A 12,120-nucleotide genomic window follows, 5' to 3' on the forward strand; every position below is an offset into this window, starting at 1 on the left:
AATTTAAAGTGGTAATTATACCCTAACCGCGCTTTTGGCATACTATATATGCAACGCCAGCCACTGCTGAATTTCTGTACCGTGATTGTCGTACAACAGCTTACAACTCATCACCAGCGAAACGATGACGATCATCGGGCGGATCAGCTTTTGCCCACGGGTCATTACCATATGTGCCCCAAGACGGGCACCCAGAACCTGCCCTACCAACATCACCAGACCGATACTCCATACCACTTTGCCGCCGATGATAAACAACACCAGACTGCCAAAGTTGGACGTGAAGTTCAGTACCTTGGCGTGGGCGGTCGATTTGGCCAGGTTAAAACCACACAGCGTCACATACGCCAGCGCGTAAAATGAACCCGCGCCAGGACCAAAAAAGCCATCGTAAAAACCCACGCAGCCACCGGCCACCAGGCCAAACGGCAAGGCGCTCAAACGGCGCTGCCGATCGTTCTCCCCCAGGCGCGGAGTCAGCAAAAAGTACAAGCCGATGCCGATCACCAGTAAAGGCAACATTTGCCGCAGCAAATCGGCGCGCATGTGTTGCACCAGGATCGCCCCAGCGACAGAACCGATCAGCGCCAACAGGATAGTCAGTTTTTGATCGTTAAGATCAACGGCTCGTCGGCGGATGAAGTACAGACTGGCGGATAAGGAACCGCCCACCGACTGTAGCTTGTTGGTTGCCAGCGCCTGCGCCGGGGGTACCCCCACCGCCAGCAGTGCCGGCACGGTCAACAGCCCGCCACCGCCGGCAATGGAATCAATAAAGCCCGCCAGCAATGCCACCACAAACAAAACCCCGAGCATCTCGGGGCCAACGACGAACCAATCCATTTATATCCCTCTGACTTGAAGCCGCATCTGTGTTGGTTGCACTTACTCACCCGAATCACTTGCTGAGGTAAGCTCATCGGGCTTTATTCCCTTACCGCCTTGATGCAACTCCAATTACTTTGGGTCTATTATTCCGCAGCGAAATGGTTATTCAGCAAGGCCTGACAGGTAGGCGGCAATGGCGGCGGCACCGGTTTACCCGGTTTGGCGCTAGGCTGATGTGGAACGAACCAACTTGCCAGCTCGGCGCCACAGCCGTCACCCGGTGGCGGCGTATCCTGTTCTTTGCACTCCAGGCTACCTGCCGGACAACGCAGTCGCACATGCATGTGCGCACGGTGACCGAACCATGGGCGTACCTTGTGCAACCAGTCACGATCGGCACCCGCATCTAAACACAGGCGCTGCTTGATCGCCGGGTTGACGAAGATACGCGTCACTTCCTGATCTTGAGCCGCCATTTTGATCAGCGATTCAATCTGCGGCTGCCACTGGCGTGCAACAACCTGCTTACCGTCACTGGAAACCAAATCGATCGGCTGCGGCTTCAGAAGTTGCTGTGCACTCCAACGTTGGCGCGGCAACTGTAACCAGATGTCGACATCAAGCCCAGATTGATGGCTGGCATGACCGCTACTAAAGCGCCCACCAGCCGGCATTGCCATATCGCCGATCAGTACCGTACCGAGGTTTTTTTGGTTCGCCTTATTGCTCAGACGCTGAATAAACGCCAGCAGATCAGGGTGACCGAAATAACGACGTTGATCGGGTCGCATCACCTGATAATCCGGCGAACTCAACGGCAACGGCTGCGCACCGATTATACAACCGTTGGCAAAACCACCCACGGCCTGCGGTGCACCGGCAACCGGGTGATCAATTTTCTGCCAAGGCGTCAACGCCATGGCGGAGCTCGATGCCATCAGGGCAACGATGCCCAACATCCAGTTTTTCATGGTGATTACCAGCGTGGAACGTTAGAAACCACATCACCGTTTTGCGCACGTTGGCGCAACAGGTGATCCATCAGCACAATCGCCATCATCGCTTCGGCAATGGGTACCGCACGGATGCCTACGCAAGGATCGTGACGGCCGCGGGTAACCATTTCCACGGCTTCGCCCTGGCGATTGATGGTTCGACCCGGCACCATGATGCTGGAAGTCGGTTTCAGCGCCAGATGTGCAATCACCGCCTGACCACTGCTGATGCCGCCGAGAATGCCGCCCGCATGGTTGCTCTGGAAACCTTCCGGCGTAATTTCATCGCGGTTTTCGCTACCACGTTTGGTCACGACGGCGAAGCCATCACCAATTTCTACACCTTTCACCGCATTGATGCTCATTAGCGCATGCGCCAGATCTGCATCGAGGCGGTCAAAAACTGGCTCGCCGAGGCCGACCGGCACATTTTCGGCAATTACGCTGACTTTGGCGCCAATCGAATCGCCCTCTTTCTTCAGTGCACGCATCAGTTCGTCCAGCGCTTCCAGCTTATCCGGATCCGGACAGAAGAACGGGTTCTGTTCGACCTGCTCCCAGTCTTTCAGCTCACAAACTACGTCACCGATTTGAGCTAAATAACCGCGTACCTGCACGCCGAATTTCTGCTGTAAGTATTTCTTGGCAATCGCCCCCGCTGCAACGCGCATTGCGGTTTCACGCGCCGAAGAACGGCCGCCGCCGCGATAGTCGCGCACACCGTATTTTTGTTCGTAGGTGTAGTCTGCATGTCCCGGACGGAACACGTCTTTGATAGCACCGTAGTCCTGCGAACGCTGGTCGGTGTTTTCAATCATCAGCCCGATACTGGTGCCGGTAGTCACGCCTTCAAACACACCGGAAAGAATACGCACCTGATCCGGCTCGCGGCGTTGGGTGGTATAACGCGAGGTGCCCGGACGGCGGCGGTCCAGATCGTGCTGCAAATCAGCTTCAGTAAGCGGAATGCCTGGTGGCACACCGTCTACGATACATCCCAGCGCCACACCGTGAGATTCACCAAATGTGGTGACGCGGAAAATCTGCCCAATACTGTTTCCTGCCATCGCGGCTCCTTACCCTTAATTATTATCTTTGTGGGGCCCGCCAAAGCAGGCCCGAAGAATGCTTAGCTGCGGTAGAGGCTGAAGTGATCTTTGCAATCCACCAACTGTTGTTTAGTCAGCATGAACACACCGTCACCGCCGTTTTCAAATTCCAGCCAGTTGAACGGAATATCCGGATACTGTTCCATCAGATGTACCATGCTGTTACCCACTTCACAAATCAGCACGCCGTCGTCGCTCAGGTAATCCGGCGCACAGGCCAGAATGCGGCGCACCAGCTTCAGGCCGTCACTGCCCGCTGCCAGACCCAGCTCAGGTTCAAAGCGGAATTCCTGCGGCAGATCGGACATGTCTTCTGCATCGACATACGGTGGGTTGGTGACAATCAGATCGTACTGGATCGCAGGAACGTCGCGGAACAGATCGGAACGGATTGGAGTCACTTGCTGTTCAACACCCAACGCCTGAATATTGCGCTCGGTCACTGCCAATACGTCGGCGGAAATGTCTACTGCGTCCACTTCTGCTTCCGGGAAAGCGTAACCGCAGGCAATGGCGATACAACCGCTGCCGGTACACATGTCGAGAATATGGCTCGGCGGATGTGGGATCAGTGCGCTAAAGCGATCGTTGATCAGTTCGCCAATCGGGGAACGCGGGACCAGCACACGTTCATCGACATAAAACTCTAGGTCGCAGAACCAGGCTTTGTTGGTCAGATAGGCGACCGGAATACGCTCGTTGACGCGGCGGATCACGCGCTCAACGATGCGGTGGCGCTCGCTGGAGGTCAAACGTGCGGTGTGCATGTCCTCTGGAATATCCAGTGGCAGGAACAGGCTTGGCAGCACCAATTGCACCGCTTCGTCCCACGGATTGTCGGTTCCGTGACCATAGTAGATATCGGCGGCATTAAAACGGCTCACCGTCCAACGCAGCATATCTTGAATGGTGTGCAGTTCATTCACTGCTTCCTCGACGAAAATTTTGTCCAATTTGCCCTCCGGCAGGCACTGTGATTCATGATTTAGCCGCATAGTTTGCCATGAAGCCCGCGACAAATCACGCTAACCGCTTGCGCTTTTCATTTTGGCGCGAATTTTGCGTCGACAGATACCCGCGACACGGTAAACTACCGCGATAAATGATTTCCGGTGAATGAAAAATGAAGAACAAGCACCCTCTGAGCAAAGATGAATTGCAGCTCTTCAGAGAGTCGGTAGTAGACGCAAAAAAGCTGCGTCAGGACACCATTGTCCACCGTAAACCCAAACCAAAAACCAAACAGATTGCCCCGCAGCGCCTACTACAGGAACAGGTAGACGCCAGTTATTATTTCTCAGATGAATACCAACCACAGTTGGAAGAGGAAGGCCCAACACGCTATGTGCGCCCAGGCTACAGTGCATTCGAATTGAAGAAACTGCGCCGTGGCGATTATTCGCCAGAGCTGTTTCTCGATCTGCATGGGCTGACCCAGATGCAAGCCAAGCAGGAGTTGGGGGCGCTGATCGCCGCTTGCAAGCGTGAACACGTACACTGTGCCTGTGTCATGCACGGCCACGGCAAGCACATCCTTAAACAACAAACCCCACTGTGGTTGGCGCAGCACCCCGACGTGTTGGTGTTCCACCAGGCCCCCAAAGAATGGGGCGGTACCGCCGCGATTTTATTGTTGGTCGAACTGGCCGAGTAAACGGCAGAAATGACAAAGGGCGATGTAAACATCGCCCTTTCGTTTTGGACCCGGCATGCGGCGCCCTACACTTTAGCCATCACCTGCGATGGGCTGACTTGCCATTCGAACTTACCGTAGCTGCCATCTGTCGCCAGATCAACGTTGGCGATCGCAGAGGTTGCGAACATTGGCGGGCATTCCCCTGGGCAAAGCTCAGCCACCAGGTAACCCACCAGCGGTAAGTGAGAAACGATCAACACAGCGTGGATCCCCTGCTGCGCCAGAACCTGCAAATAACTGCCTACCAGACTAGCATCCCCACCCGGCGTCAGTTCAGGCAATACTTCTTCGCTTGCCGGCAACGTTAAGGCTTCGCGTACCGTAGCCAGCGTCTGTTCTGCCCGCAGATAAGGGCTGACCAGCACTCGTTCAATATCCACAGACTTGGTGTTTAACCAGGCCGCCATCTGACGTGACTCATCACGGCCACAAACAGTAAGGGGTCTTACCGAATCGCTGGCCGCATCGAGTGCCGCCTCTCCGTGACGCATAATCAAAACTTGCATATTGCACCGCTGTTGTTGACAAAATAACGCTATACAGAAACGCCGAGCGTGCTGTATCGCCGAGTTTTACAACCCTAAAGCAAAAGCTTTGAAACGATAACGCGCCGTCTCTTTATGGCGGCCGGGCATTTTGCCTGAAAGTTCACGTAAAGAAAACGCTGTTTTTTACATCAATGGCGTCTTGTTCTGAATTTGACGCTCACATAACAACCAATTCAACGGGTTAAATTTTAACCTACTCATCATGAATTTTATTGATGGCGGCCAGTTTCGCACCGCCATCAGGTTACGTTACCTCGTCCCTATCTCCCTGTATAGGGTCCGGGATTGCCGGTATGCCAAGGAGTGATAACGATCACAATGCATCCTTGATCCTACTCTAGTACAAATCACATCACTGTGCCGCTCACGCCCCCAGCGGATAGAAGCGTTCACCCTGCTGCGCCATGCGCTGCAAGCGTTCGCAAGGTGCAAAATATTCACCGTACTGACGCTGCAGGTACTCCAGCGTTTTAACCACTTTATCGGCACCAAGCTGATCCATATAGCGGAATGGTCCCCCCAGGAACGGTGGGAAACCAATACCGAAGACGGCACCAATATCGCCATCACGCGCACTGCGGATTACTCCCTCATCCAAACAACGCGCCGCTTCATTCAGCATCATCATCACGCAACGTTGGGCGATAACCGCCTGCTGTAGATGTGATTTCGGTGTAATACCCAATAAAATATACACTGACGTATCGGCACGTTTGTTCCGCTGACGTTGCTGACCTTCACTCGGATACAGATAAAAACCACGGGCATTTTTGCGCCCTTTGCGCCCGTCTTTCAGCACGGCATCAAAGGCAGCGGGGGCAGAAAATCGCGGTCCCAACTGTTCAACCAGTACTGGGATGATCTTGGTGCCAACGTCAATGCCGACTTCATCGAGCAGCGTTATCGGACCGACCGGGAAACCAAAGTCTACTAAGGCTTTGTCCAACGACTCAATCGGCTCGCCCTCCAGCAGACAACGTGCGGCTTCATTTATATAGGGTGCCAAAATGCGGTTAACGTAGAAACCTGCACGATCGGCAACCACAATCGCCGTCTTGCCCTGCTTGTGTGCCAGCGCCACAGTGGTGGCAATGGTTTCTTCGCTGGTGGTTGCGTGTGGGATGACTTCAACCAACGGCATTTTATCCACCGGGCTGAAATAGTGCAGACCGATAACCTGGTCTGGACGTTGCGCCTTGGCAGCGATCTGACCAATAGGCAGCGATGACGTATTGGAGGCAAAAATGGTGTGTGGGGCAGCGTGCTGTTCTATTTCTGCCACCATCTGTTGCTTCAGTGCAAGATCTTCAAATACCGCTTCGATCACCACGTCCACCTGCTCAAAGCCGGTGTAATCCGTTGAACCGGAGATCAGCATCATCTGTTTTTGCCGCTCTGCCGGACGCATACGTTTGTTACGTACCCTTTTGCTGAGCACATCCCAACTGTATTTCAACGCGTGGTTAATACCCGTTTCATTAACGTCTTTAATTCGTACCGGCAGGCCACCACGCGTGGCCGTCACGCAGGCAATTCCGCCCCCCATCAAGCCACCACCTAAAATACCGATCCGATGAAGTGCATGAGGCTGCGCATTGCCACCGCGTTCTTTCTTCAATGCAGTGGACGCAAAGAACAGACTGCGTAATGCCGCCGATTGCGGTGTCATGGCCAGTTCACCAAAGGCCCGGGCTTCGGCTTCATAACCACTGGCGTTGCCGTGATCCAGACCCGTGCGCACCACCTGAATGATCCGCTCAGCCGCCGGATAGTTACCGTGAGTTTTCGCCAATGTCTTCTTACGCACGATGCTGAACAGCAAACTCTTGCCCAGTGGGCCATTGAGCAGACGTTCCTGCCACGGTAAGTCGCGCTTGGTCCGCCAACCCTGCTTAGCCAATTCGATGGCGGTTTGCAACAGAATGGATTGGGGTACAGCATCGTCAACCAGCCCCATGCGCAGCGCCTGACGCGCCCGAATATGTTTACCGGTCAACATCATATCCAGCGCTTTGCTGGCACCAATTAAGCGTGGCAAACGCTGAGTGCCCCCCGACCCCGGCAGTAACCCCAGTTGCACTTCCGGCAGGCCAAGCGCGGTTTTATCATCCAGTGAACAGACGCGGCTGTGGCAGGCCAATGCCAGTTCCAGTCCGCCCCCAAGGCAGGCACCATGAATCGCTGCCACGACCGGAACCTGGAACGCAGCAATCTGCGCCAAGGTGCTTTGCCCTTTTTTCGCCAACGCCTCTGCTTCTTTCGCCGTCGTGCATGCGGCAATCATGGTGATGTCCGCACCGGCAATAAACGAATCAGGCTTACCTGAAATAATCACCAGCCCTTCCAGGGCCGGGTGTTGCTGTGCTCGAATCAATACATCGTTGACCTGATCGATAAACTCCGCCTTCAGCGTATTCACCCGCTCGTCAGGCACATCGATAGTAATCACACCAATGTTGTCCGGCCGTAGCGTCAGCTGAAAGGCCGAGGGTTTGGCTCTCTGTTCGTGCAATGCGTTTTCAAAACTCATTATTCCACCTCTACGATCATTGCTGCCCCTAACCCCCCAGCAGCGCAGGCGGTAGTCAACCCCAACCCGCCGCCACGGCGCTTCAGCTCGTGCAGTGTTTGGGTGATCATGCGCGCGCCGGTAGCGGCAAACGGGTGGCCGTAGGCGATCGAGCCACCCAATACGTTAAATTTGTCCATATCCACTTCACCAATTGCCCGGCTGCGTCCCAGTTTTTGCTGGGCAAACTCGTCACTGGCAAACATCTTCAGGTTGGCCAAAGTTTGTGCGGCGAAAGCTTCATGCATGTCGATAAGCGTCAGGTCAGCCAGGCCGATGCCTGCGCGATCCAACGCCAGCGGCGTGGCGTAAGACGGCCCAAGCAGCATGTCTTCCCACACGTCGATAGCGGCGAAAGCAAAGCTGCGTAGATAACCCAAGGGTTGCAGGCCCAACTCTTGTGCACGGGATTCACTCATCATCAACACGGCTGCCGCACCGTCAGTCAACGGCGTGCTGTTCGCAGCAGTGACGCTGCCATGCTTACGGTCAAAGGCCGGTTTTAGCTTCGCGTAGGAAGCAAGACTGGAGTCTTTACGAACGTTATTGTCTTCGGTGATTTGTGTGCGATACGGCGGCACATACGCGGTCATTACTTCATCATGCAACAGGCCCTGTTCCCAGGCTTTGGCCGCCAATTGATGAGAACGGTGCGCCAACGCATCCTGCTCTTCACGGGTGATGCCGTGGCTCTTCGCCATTTGCTCGGCAGTATCGCCCATACGCAGGCCGGTTGAGTATTCTGCCACTGCCGGCGGCACGGGCATCAGATCGCGGAATTTCAATCGACTGAACAACTTGAGACGCTGTGACAGGGTGCGCGCTTTATTGACGTCCACCAGCGTACGCGCCAGCGCTTTGCTGACGCCGATTGGCAATACCGAAGATGAATCGGCGCCACCGGCAATACCAATACTGATACTGCCCGCCATGATACTTTCCGCCACGTTGGCAATCGCCTGGAAACTGGTGGCGCACGCGCGCGACACGCTGTACGCATCGGTTTGCACATTCATACCAGTGCCCAACACGATTTCACGCGCAATGTTCGGTGCCTCTGGCATTTGTACGACCTGGCCGAATACCAATTGTTCGATAAGTGCCGGATCAATCCCGCTGCGGGCCAAGAGTTCACTCACCGCCGTTTTACCCAAATCCACCGCTGGAATACCGTGATAAGCGGTTGCCTGTTTGGCAAAGGGGGTACGCAGTCCATTTACAATAGCAATACGGTCACCGTGACGGGTCACCAACGGCAGTGCCTTACTCATAAACGCTCCTGAAAAAAATAACGTCAGCGCAACGGCCAGAAAGAGGTCTGACCTGATGAGGTCATTGTTAACCAAATGTTTACATTTGGCAAACCGGTAGAAGTGAAAACTGAGAGCAGGAGCAACTTTCTAAGGGGGGATAAAGGGAAAGGCAGCGGCGCGGGTTTACCCCGCACCGTTTTACAGCAGTGATTAACGCAGGCCGAGCTGGAAAATCAGGGTTTCAGCCTGGCAGGCAAAGGTGAAATCCGCCGCCAGTTCTACGCCACCGTCAACCGGTTTAATGCTACTGCTGATGTCACAAGGGTCAGATTCCACGCTGCGGGCTTTTTCGGTCAACACCGCCAGCATTTTTTCTGCATCCTGCTGATTAGCAAACACCTGGCTGTAGGAAGCGGTGCAGTCGGTATTGTCCATCACAGTCCCCACATCGACACAGCAACAGGCGGCAGTTTCCTGGGCACTACATTTATTCAGCGAATTTGACATGGTTGATTCTCCTCAGGGACCGCCATTACGCGAGTCCAAATTGCCATTTAACGATTGGCGCAAAGACACAAGATTCTGTGCTTATTTTACTCTGCGACGAAACCGATCACTAGCACTTACTTTTTATAGGTGTTTTAAGTGATGGAAATCACAAATGAAAATCGTTGTCTGCTAAGGAATGGTAAGAATTTTGTTATATACAGCTGGTTTTTTGTTAGCCAGATCTCTCTTTTGATATCAATTTGGAAATATTTAAAAAACAATGTTGCAACATTCTCACAGGTCGGACCTATAATTCAGCCACTGGTCTGATTTGTCTGAATGGGATCGGACCCTACAATCGCGCGCTTCCTTGTTACTTTATGTAACATGTTTAAATAATAAACACATAAAATGAGGTTTTGGTCATGAGCCAGAAAAACCTATTTACTAAATCAGCTCTCGCAGCTGCAGTGGCAATTATTTCTTCAAACGTGTCTGCCGCCGGATTCCAGCTGAACGAGTTCTCAGCAGCTGGTTTAGGACGTGCGTATTCTGGCGAAGGCGCCATGGCAGATACAGCGGCTTCTGCCAGCCGTAACCCGGCCCTGTTGATGATGTACACCCGCCCAGAGCTGTCTATCGGTGCGGTATTTATCGATCCGGACGTGGACATTTCAGGCAAGTCGCCTTCAGGTGCTAGTCTGGACGCAAAAAATATCGCCCCAACAGCTTGGGTGCCAAACCTGCACTACGTTCAGCCAATTAACGATCAGTTTGCTGTGGGCGGCTCGGTAACGAGCAACTATGGCTTGGCGACCGAATTCAACGATGGTTACACCGCGGGTGCTTACGGTGGTAAAACCGACCTGACCACTGTGAACCTGAACTTGAGCGGGGCTTATCGTCTCAATCAACACTTCAGCTTCGGCCTGGGCTTTGATGCAGTTTATGCTAAAGCCAAACTTGAGCGTTATGCGGGTGAACTGCCGAAACTGCTGGCAGGCTCTGGCCAATTGCCACCTCAGTTAGCGGGTCCGGTTTCACAAATCCCGGCAGACACCCAAATATCTCATCTGAAGGGCGACAAATGGGGTTATGGCTGGAACGCCGGTATCCTGTACGAAGTAGATGAAAACAACCGTTACGGTTTCACTTACCGTTCTGAAGTAAAAATTAAGTTTGACGGCGATTACAAGAGTAGCTTGCCATCCGCCTATAACCCACTCCTGGGCGCTCTCGGTCTGCCTATGGGCACCAACGGCAGCACCATTCCGGGCTCTTTGGACCTGAACTTGCCAGAAATGTGGGAAATCTCAGGTTATAACAAAGTTGCGCCGCAGTGGGCTGTCCACTACAGCATGGCTTACACCAGCTGGAGTCAGTTCCAGGAGCTGAAAGCCACCGGCAACAACGGTCAGACACTGTTTGAGAAGCACGAAGGCTTCAGAGATTCTTACCGTATTGCGTTGGGTACCAGCTACTTCTACGACGATAACTGGACCTTCCGTACCGGTATCGCCTTCGATGATAGCCCAGTGCCGGCACAGAACCGTTCTATCTCAATTCCGGATCAGGATCGTCTGTGGTTGAGCGCAGGTACCAGCTACGCGTTCAACAAAGACGCATCGGTTGACGTCGGTATTTCCTACATGCACGGCCAGAAAGTCACCATCAAAGAAGGCCCTTATACCTTCGAGTCAGAAGGTAAAGCCTGGTTGTATGGTGCTAACTTCAACTATCGCTTCTAATCCTGTCGATATAGAAGCCAAAAGCGTCCTTCGGGGCGCTTTTTTATTGTCTGCTATCCGCAGCGTATAAAAAAACCCGCCAAAGGGCGGGTTCTTTAATTCGCTAACCGAGGTTATTGCGAGTCGATCTCGTCCAAATCGCCCTGAATCGCTTGAGCATTCGGGTTGATTTCCGGCTTCAATGATCCCCCGTTCGCCAGGAAGTCGTTCCGCTGGAAATAAGCTTCACGCACCATCAAGTACGGATCAGAAGAGTTATGCAGCAAGCCGTCGGAATCCAACAGTTCGGCACGGGTTTCTATCCCCTCAACCACCCATTTACCCGCAGACATCCAGAAGGTCAGGTAGCTCAGTACCGGATAAACAGTATCTGCCCAGTCACCGCCCTCTTCACGCAAGGTGAAGCTGCCATAGCCCGGTAACATCACGTAAGGGCCATAACCCACACCGTAGTGCCCTAAGGTGCTGCCGAAACGGTTCGGCTCTTCGCGCGCCAGTTTCGGGTTAGCCATCCCTGCAACGTCGATCAGACCGCCCATCCCCAGAAGGGTGTTGAGGAAGAAACGGTTAAAGTGAATCATCCCCTTGTACGGATCACCTTTCAGGAAGGAGTTAACCATGCTGGCTGGCTCTTCCAGGTTGGAGGTGAAATTGCTGATACCATTACGCGCAGGCATCGGCAAATAGTTGCGCCAGGCCACTGCGACAGGACGCAGTAAGTACGGATCCAGGACGTTATAGTTAAAGTTGAACATCGTCCGGTTAAATCCTTCCAGAGGATCGGATCGCCCTTGTGGTTCATCTTGTGGCGTGCTGGCACAGCCCACCAATAACACCGTTGCGAAAGCCAGCCCAGTCAGGCGAAAGTTCATATTCTTCTCCATG

The 12,120-nt window shown here is 53.6% G+C and carries 11 protein-coding genes; 2 read left to right on the forward strand and 9 right to left on the reverse strand.

What is annotated here, in order from left to right; genetic code table 11:
• Positions 1–42: 42 nt before the first annotated feature.
• From SGR01S_RS16755 to prmB, 4 genes are all read right to left on the reverse strand, one after another.
• Positions 43–843, reverse strand: a complete 801-nt coding sequence (locus SGR01S_RS16755; protein WP_061808052.1) for a sulfite exporter TauE/SafE family protein — start codon at positions 841–843, stop codon at positions 43–45.
• Positions 844–971: 128 nt separating this feature from the next.
• Positions 972–1,799: a penicillin-insensitive murein endopeptidase gene (gene mepA / locus SGR01S_RS16760; RefSeq protein ID WP_061808053.1), complete on the reverse strand. Its 828-nt coding sequence runs from the start codon at positions 1,797–1,799 to the stop codon at positions 972–974.
• A gap of 5 nt (positions 1,800–1,804) precedes the next feature.
• Positions 1,805–2,890, reverse strand: coding sequence for a chorismate synthase (gene aroC, locus SGR01S_RS16765; protein WP_037423623.1), 1,086 nt, complete (start codon positions 2,888–2,890; stop codon positions 1,805–1,807).
• 62 nt (positions 2,891–2,952) lie between these two features.
• Positions 2,953–3,885, reverse strand: a complete 933-nt coding sequence (gene prmB / locus SGR01S_RS16770; RefSeq protein ID WP_037423765.1) for a 50S ribosomal protein L3 N(5)-glutamine methyltransferase — start codon at positions 3,883–3,885, stop codon at positions 2,953–2,955.
• Positions 3,886–4,055: 170 nt separating this feature from the next.
• Here prmB and smrB point away from each other — a divergent pair, with 170 nt between their 5' ends.
• The gene (smrB, locus tag SGR01S_RS16775) at positions 4,056–4,586 is read left to right on the forward strand and encodes an endonuclease SmrB (RefSeq protein ID WP_037423626.1); all 531 of its coding nucleotides are present in this window, start codon (positions 4,056–4,058) and stop codon (positions 4,584–4,586) included.
• Positions 4,587–4,651: 65 nt separating this feature from the next.
• On the opposite strand, the gene sixA is transcribed toward smrB, so the two are convergent.
• From sixA to SGR01S_RS16795, 4 genes are all read right to left on the reverse strand, one after another.
• Positions 4,652–5,134, reverse strand: coding sequence for a phosphohistidine phosphatase SixA (gene sixA / locus SGR01S_RS16780; protein WP_061808054.1), 483 nt, complete (start codon positions 5,132–5,134; stop codon positions 4,652–4,654).
• Positions 5,135–5,540: 406 nt separating this feature from the next.
• Entirely contained in the window at positions 5,541–7,706 is a 2,166-nt protein-coding gene (gene fadJ, locus SGR01S_RS16785; RefSeq protein WP_061808055.1) for a fatty acid oxidation complex subunit alpha FadJ, read from the reverse strand.
• On the reverse strand, positions 7,706–9,016 hold the full coding sequence (gene fadI, locus SGR01S_RS16790; RefSeq protein ID WP_037423635.1) for an acetyl-CoA C-acyltransferase FadI: 1,311 nt from the start codon (positions 9,014–9,016) through the stop codon (positions 7,706–7,708). The genes fadJ and fadI overlap by 1 nt, the downstream gene beginning before the upstream one ends.
• Before the next feature lie 192 nt (positions 9,017–9,208).
• Positions 9,209–9,505, reverse strand: coding sequence for a YfcZ/YiiS family protein (locus tag SGR01S_RS16795; RefSeq protein ID WP_073963470.1), 297 nt, complete (start codon positions 9,503–9,505; stop codon positions 9,209–9,211).
• A gap of 407 nt (positions 9,506–9,912) precedes the next feature.
• On the opposite strand from SGR01S_RS16795, the gene fadL reads away from it, so the two are divergent.
• On the forward strand, positions 9,913–11,235 hold the full coding sequence (fadL, locus tag SGR01S_RS16800) for a long-chain fatty acid transporter FadL (RefSeq protein WP_061808056.1): 1,323 nt from the start codon (positions 9,913–9,915) through the stop codon (positions 11,233–11,235).
• 113 nt (positions 11,236–11,348) lie between these two features.
• Here the strand turns inward: fadL and mlaA are convergent, their stop codons facing one another.
• Complete coding sequence (mlaA, locus tag SGR01S_RS16805) at positions 11,349–12,107, reverse strand: phospholipid-binding lipoprotein MlaA (protein WP_037423640.1); 759 nt, start codon at positions 12,105–12,107, stop codon at positions 11,349–11,351.
• Positions 12,108–12,120 lie beyond the last annotated feature (13 nt).

It is taken from the genome of Serratia grimesii NBRC 13537, assembly GCF_001590905.1.
GTDB lineage: Bacteria > Pseudomonadota > Gammaproteobacteria > Enterobacterales > Enterobacteriaceae > Serratia > Serratia grimesii.

Excerpts from the sequence above, each read along its gene's own strand:
- SGR01S_RS16755 (WP_061808052.1), bottom strand. The coding sequence starts at position 843 with ATGGATTGGTTCGTCGTTGGCCCCGAGATGCTCGGGGTTTTGTTTGTG.
- mepA (WP_061808053.1), bottom strand. The coding sequence starts at position 1,799 with ATGAAAAACTGGATGTTGGGCATCGTTGCCCTGATGGCATCGAGCTCC.
- aroC (WP_037423623.1), bottom strand. The coding sequence starts at position 2,890 with ATGGCAGGAAACAGTATTGGGCAGATTTTCCGCGTCACCACATTTGGT.
- smrB (WP_037423626.1), top strand. The coding sequence starts at position 4,056 with ATGAAGAACAAGCACCCTCTGAGCAAAGATGAATTGCAGCTCTTCAGA.
- sixA (WP_061808054.1), bottom strand. The coding sequence starts at position 5,134 with ATGCAAGTTTTGATTATGCGTCACGGAGAGGCGGCACTCGATGCGGCC.
- fadJ (WP_061808055.1), bottom strand. The coding sequence starts at position 7,706 with ATGAGTTTTGAAAACGCATTGCACGAACAGAGAGCCAAACCCTCGGCC.
- fadI (WP_037423635.1), bottom strand. The coding sequence starts at position 9,016 with ATGAGTAAGGCACTGCCGTTGGTGACCCGTCACGGTGACCGTATTGCT.
- SGR01S_RS16795 (WP_073963470.1), bottom strand. The coding sequence starts at position 9,505 with ATGTCAAATTCGCTGAATAAATGTAGTGCCCAGGAAACTGCCGCCTGT.
- fadL (WP_061808056.1), top strand. The coding sequence starts at position 9,913 with ATGAGCCAGAAAAACCTATTTACTAAATCAGCTCTCGCAGCTGCAGTG.
- mlaA (WP_037423640.1), bottom strand. The coding sequence starts at position 12,107 with ATGAACTTTCGCCTGACTGGGCTGGCTTTCGCAACGGTGTTATTGGTG.